Genomic DNA, 17650 nt, shown 5'->3' on the forward strand with positions numbered 1-17650 from the left:
GGAGGCCGGGCGGGGGGGGGGCGGGGTGGGGGGGGGTGGCGGGCCCGGGGGAGGGGGGGCCGGCCACGCCCGTCAGGGCAGGGTGGCCAGGTGCGGCTTGACGGTGCGGGCGAAACCGTTGCCGTTGCTGACGTCCCAGTTCACCGACCAGGTCATCGCGCCCCGGATGCCCGGGTAGGTGCGCGGCGGCCGAAAGCTGCCGCAGTTGGTGCCGCGGGCCAGGCAGTCCAGGGCCGCGTTGACCACGCTCGGCGCGACGATGCCACCGCCGGCGGCGCCCGGCCCGGCGGGCAGGCCCAGGCCGACCTGGTCGGGACGGAGTCCCGCCTCCAGTTGGATGCAGGCCAGCGCGACGATGAAGTTCACCGTCCCCTGGGAGTACGCGGCGTTCTGGTCGCAGCCGAGCATCGCCCCCGAGTTGTAGAACTGGGTGTTGACCACGGTGAGGATGTCCCGGATGTCCAGCGCCAGCTTGAAGTAGCCGGTGGTGGGTGACTGCATGTCGATGGTCTGCGGGGCCATCGTGATGATCAGGCCGGCGCCGACCTTCGCCCGCAGGGCGCGCAGCGCCTGCGCCATGTACGTCGGGTTGAGCCCGTTCTCCAGGTCGATGTCGACCCCGTCGAAGCCGTACCGCTTGATCAGCCCGTGGACGGTGTCGGCGAAGGCGGTGGCCGAGGTGGCGTCATTGACCGCGACCCGGCCGGCCTCCCCGCCGACGGAGAGGATCACCTTCTTGCCGCGCGAGCGCAGGGTCTGCACGTCGGTGGTGAACTCGGCGTCGGTGTAGCCGCCCAGCGCGGCCGACAGGCCGGGATCGACGGCGAACGCGACCGCGCCGGGCGTGGCGGTGGCCTCGCCGAAGGCGACGGCGACGATGTCGTACTCGGCGGGCACGTCGCGCAGTCGCAGCTCGACCGCGGGGTTGTCGAAGTTGTGCCAGTAGCCGGTGAGCAGGTGCTTCGGCAGCGAGCCGGTGGGCGGCGGCGGGGTGGTGGTGGGCGGCGGGGTGGTCGGTGCCGGGGTGGTGGGCGACGGGGTCGGGGTGGTCGGCGTCGGGCTCGGCGGGGTGCTGCCGCCACCGCAGGGCGCCCCGTTGAGCAGGCAGTTGGTCGGCGAACCGGTCCCGGTCCCGAGGAAGCCGAACGACACCGAGGCGCCCGGGGCGACGGTGCCGTTCCAGGACCGGTTGGTGAAGGTGTACCGCTGGCCGGAGCTGGTGAGCAGCGCGTCCCAGTAGCTGCCGACGGTGGTCCCGACGGGCAGGTCGAAGGAGACGGTCCAGCCCGAGATGGTGCTGCCGCCGCCGTTGGTGATCGTGTACTTCCCCTCCCAGCCGCTGCCCCAGTCGGAGGTCTTGACGAAGCTGGCGGTCGCCCCGGCCGCGTACGCGGGCAGCGCGACCCACGCCGCGCCGAGGGTCGCGACCAGCGCGGCGACCAGGGAGAGGAGCAGGGTTCTGGAACGCGTCATGCGACCCTCCGGACTGCGATCGATCCATGGATGTCGACGTGCGCGCTTATTATTAAGACTGTTAACTGATTCTGTCCAGAGTGGTCGACCCATCGATCGGGGCCCGCGTCGCCTCGACGCGGGCCCCGGACGCGCTCAGCGCCGGAAGGTGAACCAGTTGACGTTGACGAAGTCGGCGCTCTGGCCGCTGCTGAAGGTCAGGTAGACGGTGTGCCGCCCGGTCGCCGCGGCGACGTTGCCGGGCACCGAGCGCCAGCTCTGCCAGCCGCCGGTGTTGGCGATGGCGAAGCTGCCGATCGGCGCGCTGGTCGGGCTGTCCAGGCGCACCTCGACCAACCCGCTCACCCCGCCGGCCGCCCCGGAGGCCACCCGGGCGACGAAGTCGCGGGGCGGGGTCGCGCCGAAGTCGACGTTGTCGTAGCGGACCCAGTCACCGCTGCGCACCGCGCCGATGTTCTGCCCGCCCTCGGCGCACGCCTCGACGATCACCCCGTTCTGCGCGGTGAACGCCTCGGCCTGGATCGTCCCGTACGCGTCGACGCCGCCGGACGGCGGCGGGGTGGTCGGCGGCGGCGTGGACGTGCCCCGCCGGTAGACCGCCACGTAGTCGACCAGCATCGACCGGCCGGAGACGGTCGAGGCGGTCGGCGTGGCGTAGCCGGCCACCCCGTTCGGGAACGAGCCACCCATCGCGACGTTGAGCAGCAGGAAGTAGCCGGCGTGGCCGGTCATCTGGGTCCAGTACGGCTCGCCGACCTGGTTCTGGCCGACGGTGTGGAACAGCTGTCCGTCGACGTACCAGCGCAGTTGCTGGGGGGCGACCGAGGCGTCCCACTCGAAGCGGTAGGTGTGGAAGGCGGACTGGCAGGTGCTGCCGGGGCAGGGCCGGGAGTTGCCGAGGCCGCTGAACTCGTTGCACGGGCCACCCGGGGCGTACCCGCAGTGCAGCACGCCCCAGACCTGGTTCAGGCCGTTGACGTTCTCCATCACGTCGAACTCGCCGACGCCGGGCCAGTTCTGGTAGTTGCCCCGGTACGGCGAGCCGAGCGCCCAGAACGCCGGCCAGTAGCCGGCGGCCTGCGCACCGGTGACGTTGGGCATCTGGATCCGCCCCTCGATGGCGAGCACTCCCCCGGCGGGCGGCTTGAAGTCGGTGCGGACGGTCTCGATCCGGGCCGAGGTCCACCGGCCGGCGCCGTCGCGGACCGGGGTGATCCGCAGGTTGCCGGCGCCGTCGTGGGCGAGGTTGGTGGTGCTGGCGGTGTACGTCTGGATCTCGCCGGTGCCCCAGTTGGCCGGGCCGCCCGGGTAGCTGGTGCCGGTGTCGATGATCCAGTTGGCCGAGGACGGCAGGGTGCCGGCGGAGCCGGTGAAGTCGTCGCTCCACATCAGGCTCCAGCCGGACGGGGGCGGCGGGACGGCGGCCTGCGCGGTCACGGTCACGCCGGTCAGTGCGGTGGTGGCGACGGCCAGCGCGACGGCCAGCGGGAGCCGACGGCGCGATCGGGGTGGGCGGGGGGCGGCGGAGGCCGCCGGGGCAGGGTTCATCGGGGGTGCCTCTCTGCGGGGACGGTTCGAGAGAGCGCTCTCTGACAGCGATTTGTACGCCGCCGGCCGGACAGATGTCAACGCTTGTCGATGGAGTCCCGCTGCGGCCGGCGCAGCGCCACCTGCTCCAGCGCCGTCCACGCCGTGGTGGTCACCAGATAGATCACCGCCGCCAGCGGCACCACCAGCGCCACCAGCACGGTCACGTACGGCAGGAGCGGGATCAGCCGGCCCAGCGTGGCCGCGCCCGGTCCCTCGATCGGCGTACCGGCCACCGTGCCCGTCGACGCCGCGGCGCGCTTCGCCCGCCGGGAGGAGAACCAGGCCAGGCCGGTCAGCACCGCCAGCAGCAGGCCGAAGACCAGCACCACCGGGCCGGAGAGCCCGTCGCCCAGGTGCCAGCCCAGCGGCACCCCGCCCAGCCGCTCGTCGAGCAGCCCGCCGCCGCCCTCACCGGTGGCGAAGAGCCGGTACATGACCAGGAAGAAGGGCGCCTGGAGCAGCGCCGGCAGGCAGCCGGCGACCGGACTGGCGCCGGCCTTCCGGTAGAGCCCGAACAGCTCGGACTGCAACCGCGCCGGGTCGTCGGCGTACCGCTGCTGAAGCTGGCGGACCTCGGGGGCGAGCGCCGCGCGGCGCCGCTCCCCCCGGACCTGCGCCAGGGTGAGCGGCGAGATCAGCAGCCGGACGGCGATGGTGAACAGGACGATGGCGGCGGCGGTGGCCGTCCCGCCGGTCAGCGGCGCGAGCGCGTCGGAGAGCCAGGTGACGGCGGCGCCGGCGGCAGCCACCGCGTCGTGCACGGGTGAGAAGGCGAGCATCAGGTGACCCCTCGGTCCGATCCCGGATGTCCCCCGGCCGGGGCCGGTGGGACGGATGACGACGGAATCGGCCGGGCGGCGACGCGCGGGATCAGCCCGCGACCGGACGCCACCCGGCCGAGGGACGCCACCCCGGGGCCCGGGGACGGGGCCGGCCGGCCGCGTCCGGATCGACCTGGCGCGGCACCCGCCGGCGCCGGGCCCGCTCCCGCAGGCCCACCGCCCGCCGGCCACCCCGGGCCGGGCCGCCCACCCGGCGGGGACGCGCCGCCAGCAGCGTCGCGAGCAGCAGCGCGGCCACCACCGCCGCGCCGGCGAGGAGCTCCGCCGGACGCTGCCCGAGCAGCGTCAGCTCGGTGAGCGCGTACGCCCACAGACCCGTCACCGCCACCAGCAGACCCGGCACGCGATCAGCCTACGGTCCGCCGTCCACTCCACCGGTGGGATCGGTGCCACGCCGCCCCGACGCGCCGGTCCGGCGTTTTCCGCCGCCGCCACCCTGGGTAACCAGAGCCCCGACCGGCGCGGACGGACCGTGACCAGGGCGAACGGACGGTGGTGGCGATGACCAGCCAGGTGGCGGAGGCGAGCCCGGCGGCCCCGAACGGCACCGACCTGCTCACGGTGGGCGTCGAGGAGGAGTTCCTGCTCGTCGATCCGCACACCGGTGCCGCGGTGCCCGCCGTCGACCTGGTGATGGAGCAGGTGCCGGCGGAACTGCGCGGCCAGGTGGAGCGGGAGTTCCAGACCAGCCAGATCGAGATCGGCAGCCCGCCCGGGCTGGAACTCCGGTCGATCCGCCACTCCCTCGGCGTGCTGCGGGCCGCGCTCGCCGACGCCGCCGAGCGGGCCGGCGTACGGCTGCTCGCCATCGGCACCGGCCCGGTCGACGGCCCGGTCCCGCCGGTGGTCGACAAGCCCCGCTTCGACCAGATGATCGAGCGGTTCCGGCTGCTGGTCCCGGGCCCCGGCAACAACGGCATGCACGTGCACGTCGGCGTTCCCGACCCGGAGACCGGCGTCCAGGTGCTCAACCACGTCCGCCCCTGGCTGCCCGTGCTGCACGCGGTGACCACCAACTCCCCGTTCGCCCGGGGCGAGGACACCGGCTACGCGAGCTGGCGCTCGGTGGAGTGGGAGCACTGGCCGTCGGTCGCCCCCACCCCGTTCCTGGCGTCGCACGAGCACTACCAGCGGCTGATCCGGCAGCTCATCGCCAGCGGCGTGATGCTCGACGAGGGGATGCTCTACTGGTACGCCCGGCTGTCGGCGAAGTACCCGACGGTGGAGATCCGCATCGGTGACGTCTGCCCGTCGGTGGACGACGCGGTGCTGGTCGCGGCCATGGTCCGGGCGATGGTGGCGACCGCGATGACGGACATCGCCGAGGGCCGCCCCGCGGTCAACACCGACCACCACCTGCTGGTCGCCGCCCACTGGCGGGCCGCGCACGACGGGCTGGAGGGCGAGGGCGTCGACCTCACCACCGGCGAGCTGCGCCCGGCCTGGGCGCTGCTGGACGCCCTGGTCGAGCGGGTGCGCCCCGCGCTGGAGAGCCACGGCGACCTGGCCGAGGTGACCGACCTGCTGGGCGGGCTGCGCCGGCACGGCAGCGGCGCCGCCCGGCAGCGGGCCGTCTTCGAGCGGACCGGCCGGCTGGCGGACGTGGTGGCGGACGTGGCGCGACAGACCCGCGGCTGAGCCCTGCGTGGGAGACTGGTCACCGTGGCACAACGGCTGATCGTCATCGGCGGGGACGCAGCGGGCATGGCGGCGGCCTCCCAGGCCCGCCGCCGTCGCGGCCGCGACGACCTGGAGATCCTCGCGTTCGAGCGGGGGCACTTCACGTCGTACTCGGCGTGCGGCATCCCGTACTGGATCAGCGGGACGGTCGAGGAACGCGACGACCTGATCGTCCGGTCCCCGGCCACGTTCCGCGAGGAGCACCAGATCGACGTGCGGACCCGCACCGAGGTCACCGGCATCGACCTGGACCGCCGCGAGGTCGTCGCCCGCGACCTGGACCGCGGCGGCGAGGTCCGCGAGCGGTTCGACACCCTGGTGTACGCCACCGGCGCGGTGCCGACGAAGCCCGACTGGGCCCGCGACGACGTGGGCGGCGTCTTCGGGGTGCAGACCCTCGACGACGGCGCGGCGGTGCGCGACTGGCTGGACGCCGAGCCGAAGCCACGCCGGGCGGTGGTGGTCGGCGGCGGCTACATCGGGGTGGAGATGGCCGAGGCGCTGGTCCAGCGAGGACTTTCGGTCACCCTGGTGGAGCAGGGCGAACAGCCGATGTCCACCGTCGACCCGGACATGGCCGCCCTGGTCGCCACGGCGATGCGCGGCCTCGGCATCGAGATCCGCACCGGCGTCCGGGTGACCGGGATCGAGGAGCGCGACGGCCGGGTCGCCGGGGTGGTCACCGACGCCGGGTCGATGCCGACCGACGTCGTGGTCCTCGGCCTCGGGGTACGCCCCAACACCGCGCTCGCCGCGGCCGCCGGCCTGCCGGTCGGCACCACCGGCGGGGTCCGCGTCGACCGGCGGATGCGGGTGCCGGGAATGCCCGACGTCTGGGCGGCCGGCGACTGCGTGGAGACGCTGCACCGGGTCAGCGGGATGGCCGTGCACGTCCCGCTCGGCACGCACGCCAACAAGCAGGGCCGGGTGGTCGGGATCAACATCGGCGGCGGGTACGCCACCTTCCCCGGTGTCATCGGCACCGCCGTGACCAAGGTCTGCGACCTGGAGGTGGGGCGTACCGGGCTGCGGGAACGGGAAGCCGCGTCGGCCGGCTTCGAGTTCGTCACGGTGCGGGCCGAGTCGACCAGCCGGGCCGGCTACTACCCGGGGGCCCGCCCGATGACCGTCAAGCTGATCGCCGAGCGTCCCACCGGGCGGCTGCTCGGCGCCCAGATCGTCGGCCGCTCCGAGGCGGCCAAGCGGATCGACGCGCTGGCCGTGGCGCTCTGGAACGGCATGACCGTGGACGACATGACCGCGCTGGATCTCGGCTACGCCCCGCCGTACGCCCCGGTGTGGGACCCGGTGCTGATCGCCGCCCGCAAGGCCGTCGACGCGCTGGCCAAGTAACCGGTCGGTGGTGTGCGGAGTTGTTGTCGTCCCAGCGACAACAACTCCGCACAGAATCAGCTCTGCTGGATCGGTGCGGGTTCCGGGGGATGACGCGGGAACATTGGACTGGCTGCTGTTCGAGCAGGCAGGGGTGCTGAGCTGGGCGCAGGCGACACGCGAGCTGACTCCGGCCAAGGTACGCCACCTGGTGGCCACGGGCCGGTGGGAGCGGATCTGCCGGGGCATCCTACGGACCGGCGGTGGTGAGATCAGCTTGGCTCAGCAGCGCTGGATCGCCGTACTGGCGGCCGGCGAGGGTGCGGTGCTGGCAGGGCTGGCCGCCGCTCGCGCCGGCGGCCTTCGCGGACGCTGGCGCTACGAGGCGGTGGACGTGCTCGTGCCGTTCGAGCGGCAGGCTCCCGACCTGCTGCGCCGTCTGCCGCTCGGCATGCCGGCGGTATGTGTCCGGCGGACCCGGCACCTGCCTGACGCCGACCGCCAGCGGGGACGACCCGACCGCACGACCATGGCGCGGTCCCTGTTGGACGCCGCGCAGTGGGTACGCACCGAGGACGAGGCGCAGGCGCTGCTCGCTGCTGGCTGCCAGCAGCGGCGCGTCACCCCGGCCGAACTGGGGGCGGCCCTGCAGCGCTTCCGCCGGCCACGCCGGGCGGCGTTGATCAGGAGCACCATCGCGGACCTGACCGGCGGCGCCGAAGCGCTGTCGGAGATCGACCTGGTCCGGCTCTGTCGGCGGCACGGTCTGCCCCTGCCGGAGCTGCAGGAACGACGACGGGACGCGGACGGGCGGGTGCGCTATCTGGACGCGTACTGGCGGCGGTGGGGGCTGCACGTCGAGGTCGACGGCGCGCACCACATGGAGGTCCGGCACTGGGCCGCGGACCTTCGGCGGCAGAACCGGATCTGGATCGAGGGCGACCGTATCCTCCGGTTTACCGCCTTCGATCTTCGTCGCCGTCCGGCGGAAGTGGCTGCCCAACTCCGCGCCGCGCTGACGGCGGCGGGTTGGGCAGCCGGAATCGTGAAGAGTTGTTGTCGCAGGGAGGACAACAACTCTCCACGATTCGGCGAGGATGGCCGGGCGGAGATCCCGGAGGGGTTGTCGTGGGTGCGGCGTACGCCGGTCGGGCGGGACTGGCTGGCGATGCTGCCCCGGTGGCGGGACGAGTGCGCCGAGCGCTGGTCACTGCGGCTCGGGCCGCCCTTTCCGTACGCGTTCGCCTCCCTGGCGATGCCCGCCACGCTGCCCGACGGCACCCCGGCGGTGCTCAAGCTCCAGTACCCGGACGAGGACAGCCGCCGCGAGGCCGACGCGCTCGCGCACTCGGCCGGCGACGGGGCGGTACGCCTGCTCGCGCACGACCCGCGCCGGCGGGCGCTGCTGGTCGAGCGGTGCCTGCCCGGCTCGCCGGTGCACGAACTGCCGCCCGACGAGGCGCTGGACGTCGTCGCCGGGCTGCTGCCCCGGCTGTGGCAACCGGCCGGCGGGCCGTTCACCACGCTCGCCGAGGAGGCCGCCGGCTGGCGCGCGCGGCTGCCGGTGAACTGGGAGCGGGCCGGCCGGCCGTACGAGCGGCGGCTGCTCGACTCGGCGCTCGGCCGGCTCGCCGACCTCGTCAACGACCAGGGCGAACAGGTGCTGGTCAACCAGGACCTGCACGCCGGCAACGTGCTGCGCGCGACCCGTGAGCCGTGGCTGGTGATCGACCCGAAGCCGCTGGTCGGCGAGCGGGAGTTCGGGGCGGTGCCGATCGTGCGCGGCCCCGAGCTGGGTCACTCGGCGGCGGCACTGCGGCGGCGGCTCGACCGGCTGACCGGCGCGCTGGGGCTGGACCGGGACCGGGTCCGGGGCTGGGCGATCGCGCAGACGCTGGCCTGGAGCATCGACGGTGAGGCCGTCTTCCCGAACCAGGTCGAGACGGTCCGCTGGCTGGTCGACGGCGACTGAGCCCGGCTCAGCCGACCTGGCAGGCGGGGCACCAGTAGAGGTTGCGGCCGGCCAGCACGCCCCGGCGCACCGACGTCGCGCAGACGTGGCAGGGGTCGCCGGGGCGGCGGTAGACGTACACCTCGCCGCCGTGCCGGTCGACGCGGGCCGGGCGGCCCATCGCCTCCGGCAGGTGCGCCTCGCGGACGGTGTCGATCCGGCCGCGGTCGACGGCCAGCGTCATCAGCTCGACCAGGTCGGCCCAGAGCGCATCCCAGCCGGCCGGGGTCAGCTCCCGGCCGGGCAGCGTCGGCGGCAGCCCCGCCCGGAACAGCGCCTCGGTGACGAAGATCAGCCCGGTGCCGGCCACCACGGACTGGTCCAGCAGCAGCGCGGCGAGCGGGGTGGGACTGCGCCGGACCCGCGCCCAGGCCCGGCGCGGGTCGGCGTCGGCGCGCAGCGGGTCCGGGCCGAGCCGGTCGCGCAGCGCGGCGACCTCGGGCGGGGTGAGCAACTCGCAGGCGGTGGGGCCGCGCAGGTCGAGCCAGTACCGGTCGCTGGCGAGCCGCAACCGGACCTGCCCGACCGGGGGCGGCGGCTCCCCCGGGCCGTCGCTGAACTTGCCGTACAGGCCGAGGTGCACGTGCAGGGTCAGCTCGCCGGCGTAGTGGTGCAGCAGGTGCTTGCCGTACGCCTCGGTGCCGTCGAGGACGGTGCCGGAGAGCCGGGCGGCGCCCTCGGCGAAGCGGCCCTGCGGGCTGGCGGCGCTCACCTTGTCGCCAGCGAACAGCTCGGCGTGCCGGGCCGCCAGGCGGTGGATGGTGTGTCCCTCTGGCACGACGGCAACGGTAGCCCGGGTGTGGCGGATCGGGCCGCTGGGTACCACAGCGGTGATACGCGTGGCTGCCCACCGGCGCTCACCGAGGCCTCCACGCATCGATCAGGAGGTGTTCGTGATGAAGATTCCTTCGCTGTCGCGCCGGACCGAGCCGGCGCCCACGACCGACCGTAACGGCGACGGGCGCGTCGACGGACGCGACCGGAGCGCCACCGTCGACCCGGTCGACCGCCCGGCCGATCCGCCGGTGGTGACCGACCGGGACGCCGAGCAGACGACGTACCGCAGCAACGCGCTGGCCACTGACGGCGAGCGCGACGCCGAGACGGAGCGCCGGGCGGCGGAGCGCGCCGCGCTGGCCCGGGCGGCCACCGCCCGCTCCGAGTCGACCCGCGGCCCCTCCGGCCGGGTCGCCCCGATCGACGACGAGCCCCGGCGTACGACGTCGGACCGGCTCACCGGCGCGGACCGGGACGCGCGGCCGGGCACCGGCCTCGCCGACCCCACCGCCGAGCGGACGGTCGACCTGGACTCCGACGGTGTCCCCGACCGGGACGAGGCCCGCCGGGAGACCCCGGTGGTCGCCGGCCCGAGGCCGCGCGCCAGCCTGCTGGCCACCCTCGGCCTGATCGTCTCCGTGGTCGGTGCCCTGTTCGTGCTCACCGGCACCCTGGCCGGGTACGGCATCGCCGTCGGCGCGGCCGGCGCGGTGCTCTCCGTCCTCGGCCTGATGGCGACCCGGCGGCGGCACGTCGCCGGCAAGACCGACGCGCTGATCGGCATCCTGCTCGGCCTGGCCGCGGTGGTGGTCGGGGTGGTCGCGATGACCGGCCAGTTCGACTGGCCGACCGCCGACGGCGAGTGGGTGTCCCGGTTCCGGGAGTGGCTCGACTCACAGTTTGTCGACCGGTTCTGACGGGCACCTTTCCGCTCGCCGGTGGTGCGCCGGCGACGCCCGATCAGTCTGGTGGTTCACCAGCCGGGCACGCATCCTTTCGGGGGCGGCGGTTCGCCGCCCCCGAAGCGCGTCCAGGGGCCGTCACCTCCCGTTCCGGGGGGTGGCGGCCCCTTCGTCATGCGGGTGGTGGGCGGGAACGCAACAGATCACCGCTCGGGCTACGCCAGACGCAACGTTTCGTCGGCGTACGCAAGTCTCGGCGGTGGATGTCGTCGGCCGATGCCGCATACCGTTGACGGACGGCGCCAGCCCGTCGGCCGAGGTGGCCGGGCGCGCCCGACCTCCAGGAGCAGGACATGACGATGGACGCCATCAGCCAGCGCTTCCTGATGTGCCGGCCGACGTACTTCGCCGTCGACTACGCCATCAACCCGTGGATGGATCCGACCGCGCCGGTCGACGCCGACCTGGCCATCCGGCAGTGGGAGCAGCTGCGCCAGACCTACCTCGACCTGGGCCACTCCGTCGAGCTGATCGACCCGGTGGCCGGCCTGCCGGACATGGTCTTCGCCGCCAACGGCGGCACGGTGATCGACGACAGGGCCATGGCGGTGCAGTTCCGCGACCCGCAGCGCGCCGACGAGGCCCCCGCCTACCGCGCCTGGTTCGAGGCCGCCGGCTTCGAGATGTACGACCCGAAGCACGTCAACGAGGGCGAGGGCGACGTCCTGCTGGTCGGCGACTACCTGCTCGCCGGCACCGGCTTCCGCACCGCGCACGCCTCGCACGCGCACCTGCAGGAGGTCTTCGGCTACCCCGTGATCACGATGCAGCTGGTCGACCCGCGCTTCTACCACCTGGACACCGCCCTGACCGTGCTCGACGAGCGGACCGTGGCGTACCTTCCGGAGGCGTTCTCCCCCGGCAGCCAGGCGGTGCTGCGCCGGCTCTTCCCGGACGCGGTGCACGCCACCATGGCCGACGCCGAGGTGCTGGGGCTGAACGCGGTCAGCGACGGCCGGCACGTGGTGCTGCCGGCGCAGGCCACCGACCTGGCCGCGAAGCTGCGCGACCGGGGTTACGAGACCATCGGGATCGACCTGTCCGAGCTGCGCAAGGCCGGCGGCGGACCGAAGTGCTGCACGTTGCGACTCCGTCAGGGAAAGGCGACCAAGTGATCGAGGACATGCTGCGGACTCCGGCTGCGGTACGGGACGCGGAGAAGCACACCGCACACAACTACCACCCGCTGCCGGTGGTGATCTCCTCCGCCGAGGGCGCCTGGCTCACCGACGTGGACGGCCGTCGCTACCTGGACTGCCTCGCCGGCTACTCGGCGCTGAACTTCGGCCACCGGCACCCGACGCTGATCCGCGCCGCCCACGAGCAGCTCGACAAGCTGACGCTCACCAGCCGCGCGTTCATCCACGACCAGTTCGCCGACTTCTGCAGGGAGCTGGCCGAGCTGTGCGGCAAGGACCTGGTCCTGCCGATGAACACCGGCGCCGAGGCGGTCGAGACCGGCGTCAAGGTCGCCCGCAAGTGGGGCTACCAGGTCAAGGGCGTCACCCCCGGCCAGGCCAACATCGTCGTCGCCGAGGGCAACTTCCACGGCCGGACGACCACCATCGTCAGCTTCTCCACCGACGAGGACGCCCGCGCCGACTTCGGGCCGTACACCCCGGGCTTCACGGTCGTCCCCTACGGCGACCTGGACGCGCTGGCCGCCGCGATCGACGAGAACACCGTCGCCGTGCTGCTCGAGCCGATCCAGGGCGAGCAGGGCGTCGTGGTGCCGCCGGAGGGCTACCTGCCGGGTGTCCGCCGGGTCTGCACCGAGCGCAACGTGCTCTTCATCGCCGACGAGATCCAGTCCGGCCTGGGCCGGACCGGGCACACCTTCGCCTGCGACCACGAGGGCGTTGTGCCGGACATGTACCTGCTGGGCAAGGCGCTCGGCGGCGGCATCGTGCCGGTCTCCGCGGTCGCCGCGAACGCCGACGTGCTGGGGGTGCTGAAGCCGGGCCAGCACGGTTCGACCTTCGGCGGCAACCCGCTGGCCTGCGCGGTCGCCACCGAGGTGGTCCGGCTGCTGGCCACCGGCGAGTTCCAGCGCCGCTCCGCCGAGCTGGGCGCGCGGTTGCGCGCCGGCCTGGAAGGGCTGCTCGGCAAGGGTCTGGTCGCCGTCCGGGTCCGCGGCCTCTGGGCCGGGGTGGACATCGACCCGGCGCTGATGAGCGGCCGCCAGGCCTGCGAGCGGCTGATGGAGCGCGGCGTCCTGGCCAAGGACACCCACGGCTCCACCATCCGGCTGGCCCCGCCGCTGGTGATCACCGAGGAGGAGATCGACCACGCGGTGGCCCAGCTCGCCGCCGTGCTGGCCGGCTGACCTCGTACGCGCGAAGCGGGCGTCGGGACCACGGTCCCGACGCCCGCTCGTCGTTCGTCGGTCAGTTGCGGGGCAGGCGCATGGCCATGGTGGGCGCCTCGGCCATCACCGAGGTGGGGGTGAACGGGGCGCCGGTGGGCAGCTCGCGGGCGCGGCCGACCTGGACGCCCGGGTAGAGCTCGACCATGTCGGCGCCGCCGAGCACCCGGGACTGGTTCGGCGCCAGCGGGATCCGTTCCGCCTCGGTCATCGACCCGTGCGGGCGGATGCCGGAGCCGTTGGTGCTCACGTCGGTCACGATCACCTCGCCGACCCGCAGCTCCAGCTTGAGGTGGCTGCGGCTGATCCAGCGCCGGGCCTCGTCGTTGAGCCACTGGCCGAGCACGATCCCGCCGCTGGCCTCGGGCGCCCGCCCGACGAACACCGGCTGCTCCTCGGTGAGCACGAAGCGCCGCCGGACCAGGCCACCGATCCGGACCGCCAGCACCTCGGTGCGGGGGCGCGGCCCGGCGTCACCGAGCCGGGCGCCGTGCCGGGGGCAGGTCGGCACCCCGTTACGCAGCGCGGGTGGCGGCTGGCCGGCCGGCGCGCGCTCGACCCGGGCCAGGTCGGCGAAGGCGCCACCGCCGCCACCGCCGCCGAAGAGGGCGCACCCCGGCTCCGGGCAGCGCCACTGCCGGGCCAACAGCTTCGCCCCGACCGGCGAGCGGTCCCCCTCGACCGGGGTCGAGCCGCCGCCGACGTGCGCGACGAAGACCGGGCCGCCGGCGCCGGGCACCGGCGCGAGCACCCGGCCCGGCTGCTCCACCAGCCACGGGAACCGGCCGCGCAGGCTGTCGAACCGGACCCGGGTGAGCACCGGCAGGCCGAGCAGATCGGCCACCTCCAGCATCCGGTCGCCCGGGTTGTCCAGCACCTCGACCAGGCCGTCGTCGGCCCAGCGCCGGACCACCATCCGCTCGTTGGAGGTGAGGTCGGCGTCGGAGAGCAACGCCCGGTGCACCACGGCGTAGACCGGGACGCTGTCCTCTTCCAGCTCGCGGGCGAGGGCGTCGATCACCATGCCGAGCCGCAGCAGGCTGGCTGGCCGGCCACCGTCGAGGTCCTGGTAGCGGATCACCTCGGCCAGGTCGAGGACGGCCCGGGCCAGTGACGGGTCGGTGCAGACGCGCCCCTCGATGGCGTCCAGCACCTTGCTGATCTCGAATCTCATCGGGCGCTCCGGACGATGTCGTCGATCTGGCGCGCCAGCTCCACGTCCCGGTGGGTGACCCCACCGGCGGAGTGGGTGACGCAGCGGAAGGTCACGGTCCGCCACCGGATGTCGATGTCGGGGTGGTGGTCGAGTCGCTCGGCCACCTCCGCCACCCGGTCGACCACGGCGATGGCGGCCGGGAAGCTGCCCAGCTCGACGGTGCGGCTGATCTGAGTCGGGTCGCCCGACCAGTCCGCCAGCCCGCCCAGCTCCTCTCGCACCGCCTCGGCGGTGAGCAGGTCTGTCATGGCCCGACCCTACCGGCACCGGCCTGGGCGGGTCGGACCCGCCGGAGGCGGGTCGACGCCCGTTGACATGGTGTGTCGAGCCGGGCACCGACCGCGACGACGGACGGACATCGAAACCCGACTGTCGCATTCGCCCGCTACGCTGACCGACGGCCCGGCCGGTGGCCGGCAGCACACGCCGCCCCGGCCCACCCTCTACGAGGAGTAATCCACGATGAACACTCGACGGCTGGCGACCACGGGGGTCGCGCTCGTCGCCGCGCTGGGTCTGCTGACCGGCTGCGGCAACCAGGACGGAGCGGGCGCTCCAGCCGCCGGCGGAAGCGCCGCGAGCGTCGCCCCGAGCAGCAGCGCGTCGGTCGCTCCGCTCGACGAGCTGACCGCCGCCGCGCTCAAGCTCAGCGAGGACAGCGTCCGGGTCACCATCACCTCGTCGGTGGTCAACGGCGGTGGCCTGCTGGACCCGCGGACCAAGGCGATCGACATGACCCTCGACATGGGCAGCCAGGGCAAGGTCCGGATGATCACGCTCGGCGACGACGCCTGGATGAAGATCAGCGGCATGGCGGGCGCGCCGAAGAAATGGCTGCACATGGACGCCACCAAGCTCGGCGCCAGCGGTCAGATGAACCTGATGCCGGACGGCGACCCGGGCGGCGCCAAGCAGATGATCAAGGGGGTCACCGAGGTCGAGAAGACCGGTGAGCACGCCTTCGCCGGCACCCTCGACTACACGAAGGCGAAGCCGGACGACAAGGGCATCAAGGCGCTCGGCGCCAAGGCCAAGGCGGTGCCCTTCACCGCGAAGACCGACGACCAGGGCCGGCTGATCGAGCTGATCGTCGACACCACCGTGCTGTCCCCGGCGGCCGGCAAGCTCAAGACCACCTACACGGACTTCGGCGCGGCCGTCGCCCCGCAGAAGCCGCCGGCCAGCCAGACCCAGGAGGCCCCGGAAGCGCTGATCAAGGCGTTCGGCGGCTGACCGCCCCGCACCCCGACGCGAGGGGCGGCACCGTGACCGGTGCCGCCCCGTCGTGCGTATCAGGGTCAGCCGCGCAGCGGCCGGCCCACCTCGTGCAGGTGCGCCAGCGCCTGCCGGTACGACTCGACCAGCCCGGTCTCGACGTACGGCACCTCGCGCTCGGCGCAGTACGCCCGCACGATCGGCTGCGCCCGGCGCAGGTTGCCCCGGGGCATGTTCGGGAACAGGTGGTGCTCGATCTGGTAGTTGAGCCCGCCCAGCGCGACGTCGACGAACCGGCTGCCCCGCACGTTGCGCGAGGTGAGCACCTGCTTGCGCAGGTAGTCCAGGTCGTCCTCCTCCGTCGGCATCGGCATGCCCTTGTGGTTCGGGGCGAACGCGCAGCCCATGTAGAGGCCCCAGAGCCCCTGGTGGATGGCGATGAAGGCGAGCGCCTTCGCCGGCGACATCACGGCGAAGATCAGCCCCAGGTAGCCGACGGTGTGCGCGACGAGCAGCAGCCCCTCCACGCCCCGGTGCCGCATCGGCGTGGACCAGCCGCCGCCCGATCGACCGACCAGTGCCTTGATGCTGGCCACGTGCAGGTGGAAGCCCTCCAGCAGCAGCATCGGGAAGAACAGCCAGGCCTGCCGCCGCGCCAGCCAGCGCAGGTAAGGCGGCGTCGCCGCCGCCTGCTCGTACGTCCAGACCAGCGCGCCGCCGCCGACGTCCGGGTCCTCGTCGGTGTGGTTGGGGTTGGCGTGGTGCCGGTTGTGCTTGTCGACCCACCAGCCGTAGCTGAGCCCGACCGCCAGGTTGCCGGCGAGCAGACCGGCCAGCTCGCTGGGGCCCCGGCGGCGGAACATCTGCCGGTGCCCGGCGTCGTGGCCGAGGAAGGCGACCTGGGTGGTGGCCACCGCCATGCCCACCGCCATCAGCAGCTGCGCCCACGAGTCGCCGACCGCCACCACGGCGGCCCAGCCCGCCAGGAAGAAGGTCGCCGTCAGCGCGATGCGCACCGCGTACCGGCCGGGGCGGCGCTCGAGCAGGCCCGCCTCGCTGATCCGTCGGGACAACACCGCATAGTCGCTGCCGCGTCGTACCGGTTGGTCCGCCACCGCTGAACGCGCCATCTCCACTCCCAGTCCTCGGTCGGGGCCGCGCCCGTTGGCGGGCCCGCCCTTGATTCTCGCGGCGGCGGTTGCGCCTGGTAATCATGGCAACACCCCGATTCGTGGTGGTGTTGCCCCTACCTCAGCCCATCCGGCCGACGGCCGCGCGCAGCCGGGTCAGGTCACGCCGCCGCCGCTCGTAGGTGGCGGCGAGGGCGATCAACGCGAACCCGCCGACGGCCAGGAAGATCCACCGGGGCAGCAGGTCCCAGCCGCGGACCAGCTCGTGCAGGGCCAGCAGTGCCAGCGCGGTCCCTCCGAGCACCACCGGCGCCTGCCAGCGCCGGGTGGCCCCGGCGAGCACCACGGCCAGCGCGGCGACCCCGAGCAGCAGCCGTCGCCAGGGCTGGGGCTCGGGGGCGACCAGCACCGACACCAGGCCGGGCAGCAGCCCGGCGGCCAGCCCGGGACCGAGCGCCAGCCAGCTGGTCAACCCCGGCCGGGTACGCAGCGCGACCACCCCGGCGACCAGCGCCAGTCCCGCCGCCGGCAGGGTGTACGCCTCCAGCAGCACCACCTTGCCGGCGGCGAGCAGCAGCCAGGCACCAAGCAGTTCGCTGCCGCCGGCGATGCCCGCGAAGGCCCACCGCCGGTCGGCGGACTCGCCCCGCCGCAGCACCCGCGGTGCCACCGCCGCACCCCACAGCACGCAGACCGCTGCCGCGTGGCGCGGGGCGGACGCGGTGAGCAGCAGGGCCACCAGCGCCACGGCCTGGGCCGCGCCCTCCGCCGCCCGTCCGGTCACCGGCGTGCGCCGGGCCAGCGGCGGCGCGGCGTACAGGACCGCCACCGCCACCGCGAGCACCGCGAAACCGGCGGTCCGCAGCGGCAGCCCCGCGGCCAGCGACGCGGTCACCGCGCAGCCGGTTGCCGCGGCGACCGCCACCAGGCAGCCGGCCAGCCGGACCTCGGCCCGCCGCCCGGCGACGCCGGCCACCGCCGCCGCCACGACCAGCAGCGCCAGGCCGGCGAGGGTGCCGGCGTGGGTGGCGAGCAGCCCGGTCAGCCCGGCCAGGGT

16 protein-coding genes are annotated in these 17650 nt (G+C 74.1%); 7 read left to right on the top strand and 9 right to left on the bottom strand.

What is annotated here, in order from left to right; all coding sequences use genetic code 11:
* Window positions 1–72: 72 nt before the first annotated feature.
* The 4 genes from KBX37_RS28995 to KBX37_RS29010 form a co-directional block, all read right to left on the bottom strand.
* Window positions 73–1473, bottom strand: a complete 1401-nt coding sequence (locus KBX37_RS28995; RefSeq protein WP_210779069.1) for a chitinase — start codon at window positions 1471–1473, stop codon at window positions 73–75.
* Between the two features lie 135 nt (window positions 1474–1608).
* A complete protein-coding gene (locus tag KBX37_RS29000) occupies window positions 1609–3021 on the bottom strand; it encodes a carbohydrate-binding protein (protein WP_210779070.1) in 1413 nt (470 codons plus the stop codon).
* Window positions 3022–3098: 77 nt separating this feature from the next.
* On the bottom strand, window positions 3099–3842 hold the full coding sequence (locus KBX37_RS29005) for a YidC/Oxa1 family membrane protein insertase (RefSeq protein ID WP_210779071.1): 744 nt from the start codon (window positions 3840–3842) through the stop codon (window positions 3099–3101).
* A gap of 91 nt (window positions 3843–3933) precedes the next feature.
* On the bottom strand, window positions 3934–4248 hold the full coding sequence (locus tag KBX37_RS29010) for a DUF6412 domain-containing protein (protein ID WP_231925303.1): 315 nt from the start codon (window positions 4246–4248) through the stop codon (window positions 3934–3936).
* A gap of 158 nt (window positions 4249–4406) precedes the next feature.
* Here KBX37_RS29010 and KBX37_RS29015 point away from each other — a divergent pair, with 158 nt between their 5' ends.
* From KBX37_RS29015 to KBX37_RS34965, 3 genes are all read left to right on the top strand, one after another.
* Window positions 4407–5543 carry a glutamate--cysteine ligase gene (locus KBX37_RS29015; RefSeq protein ID WP_210779072.1) on the top strand — a complete coding sequence of 379 codons (1137 nt, stop codon included), beginning with the start codon at window positions 4407–4409 and terminating at the stop codon, window positions 5541–5543.
* A 24-nt stretch (window positions 5544–5567) separates the two neighbouring features.
* On the top strand, window positions 5568–6938 hold the full coding sequence (locus KBX37_RS29020) for an FAD-dependent oxidoreductase (protein WP_210779073.1): 1371 nt from the start codon (window positions 5568–5570) through the stop codon (window positions 6936–6938).
* A gap of 103 nt (window positions 6939–7041) precedes the next feature.
* Window positions 7042–8889 (top strand): aminoglycoside phosphotransferase family protein, encoded by a 1848-nt coding sequence (locus KBX37_RS34965; protein WP_247659212.1) that lies wholly within the window; start codon window positions 7042–7044, stop codon window positions 8887–8889.
* 7 nt (window positions 8890–8896) lie between these two features.
* Here the strand turns inward: KBX37_RS34965 and KBX37_RS29030 are convergent, their stop codons facing one another.
* Window positions 8897–9706 (bottom strand): Fpg/Nei family DNA glycosylase, encoded by an 810-nt coding sequence (locus tag KBX37_RS29030; protein ID WP_210779074.1) that lies wholly within the window; start codon window positions 9704–9706, stop codon window positions 8897–8899.
* A gap of 118 nt (window positions 9707–9824) precedes the next feature.
* On the opposite strand from KBX37_RS29030, the gene KBX37_RS29035 reads away from it, so the two are divergent.
* The 3 genes from KBX37_RS29035 to rocD all read left to right on the top strand — a co-directional run bounded on the left by KBX37_RS29035 (window position 9825) and on the right by rocD (window position 12993).
* A complete protein-coding gene (locus KBX37_RS29035; protein ID WP_210779075.1) occupies window positions 9825–10622 on the top strand; it encodes a thrombospondin in 798 nt (265 codons plus the stop codon).
* Window positions 10623–10966: 344 nt separating this feature from the next.
* Window positions 10967–11782, top strand: a complete 816-nt coding sequence (gene ddaH, locus KBX37_RS29040; protein ID WP_210779082.1) for a dimethylargininase — start codon at window positions 10967–10969, stop codon at window positions 11780–11782.
* Window positions 11779–12993, top strand: coding sequence for an ornithine--oxo-acid transaminase (gene rocD, locus KBX37_RS29045; protein ID WP_210779076.1), 1215 nt, complete (start codon window positions 11779–11781; stop codon window positions 12991–12993). The genes ddaH and rocD overlap by 4 nt, the downstream gene beginning before the upstream one ends.
* Window positions 12994–13054: 61 nt before the next feature.
* Here the strand turns inward: rocD and KBX37_RS29050 are convergent, their stop codons facing one another.
* A complete protein-coding gene (locus KBX37_RS29050) occupies window positions 13055–14206 on the bottom strand; it encodes an FHA domain-containing protein (protein WP_210779077.1) in 1152 nt (383 codons plus the stop codon).
* On the bottom strand, window positions 14203–14496 hold the full coding sequence (locus KBX37_RS29055; protein ID WP_210779078.1) for a 4a-hydroxytetrahydrobiopterin dehydratase: 294 nt from the start codon (window positions 14494–14496) through the stop codon (window positions 14203–14205). The genes KBX37_RS29050 and KBX37_RS29055 overlap by 4 nt, the downstream gene beginning before the upstream one ends.
* Window positions 14497–14710: 214 nt before the next feature.
* Between KBX37_RS29055 and KBX37_RS29060 the strand changes: the two genes are divergently transcribed.
* A complete protein-coding gene (locus KBX37_RS29060; RefSeq protein ID WP_210779079.1) occupies window positions 14711–15481 on the top strand; it encodes a hypothetical protein in 771 nt (256 codons plus the stop codon).
* A gap of 65 nt (window positions 15482–15546) precedes the next feature.
* Here KBX37_RS29060 and KBX37_RS29065 read toward each other — a convergent pair whose 3' ends face one another.
* Together KBX37_RS29065 and KBX37_RS29070 are read right to left on the bottom strand one after the other, a co-directional pair.
* Complete coding sequence (locus KBX37_RS29065; protein WP_210779080.1) at window positions 15547–16593, bottom strand: acyl-CoA desaturase; 1047 nt, start codon at window positions 16591–16593, stop codon at window positions 15547–15549.
* A 121-nt stretch (window positions 16594–16714) separates the two neighbouring features.
* Window positions 16715–17650 (bottom strand): SCO7613 C-terminal domain-containing membrane protein (locus KBX37_RS29070; protein ID WP_374103922.1); only part of this gene is annotated, 936 nt, incomplete at its 5' end.

Origin of the sequence: Micromonospora sp. U56, from assembly GCF_018070095.1 — a bacterium.
Lineage (GTDB): Bacteria > Actinomycetota > Actinomycetes > Mycobacteriales > Micromonosporaceae > Micromonospora > Micromonospora purpureochromogenes.

What these genes read in the sequence shown, in the direction of transcription:
- KBX37_RS29015 (WP_210779072.1), top strand. Translation starts at nt 4,407, where the DNA reads ATGACCAGCCAGGTGGCGGAGGCGAGCCCGGCGGCCCCGAACGGCACC.
- ddaH (WP_210779082.1), top strand. Translation starts at nt 10,967, where the DNA reads ATGGACGCCATCAGCCAGCGCTTCCTGATGTGCCGGCCGACGTACTTC.
- KBX37_RS29000 (WP_210779070.1), bottom strand. Translation starts at nt 3,021, where the DNA reads ATGAACCCTGCCCCGGCGGCCTCCGCCGCCCCCCGCCCACCCCGATCG.
- KBX37_RS29050 (WP_210779077.1), bottom strand. Translation starts at nt 14,206, where the DNA reads ATGAGATTCGAGATCAGCAAGGTGCTGGACGCCATCGAGGGGCGCGTC.
- KBX37_RS29055 (WP_210779078.1), bottom strand. Translation starts at nt 14,496, where the DNA reads ATGACAGACCTGCTCACCGCCGAGGCGGTGCGAGAGGAGCTGGGCGGG.
- KBX37_RS29065 (WP_210779080.1), bottom strand. Translation starts at nt 16,593, where the DNA reads ATGGCGCGTTCAGCGGTGGCGGACCAACCGGTACGACGCGGCAGCGAC.
- KBX37_RS28995 (WP_210779069.1), bottom strand. Translation starts at nt 1,473, where the DNA reads ATGACGCGTTCCAGAACCCTGCTCCTCTCCCTGGTCGCCGCGCTGGTC.
- KBX37_RS29060 (WP_210779079.1), top strand. Translation starts at nt 14,711, where the DNA reads ATGAACACTCGACGGCTGGCGACCACGGGGGTCGCGCTCGTCGCCGCG.
- KBX37_RS29005 (WP_210779071.1), bottom strand. Translation starts at nt 3,842, where the DNA reads ATGCTCGCCTTCTCACCCGTGCACGACGCGGTGGCTGCCGCCGGCGCC.
- KBX37_RS29035 (WP_210779075.1), top strand. Translation starts at nt 9,825, where the DNA reads ATGAAGATTCCTTCGCTGTCGCGCCGGACCGAGCCGGCGCCCACGACC.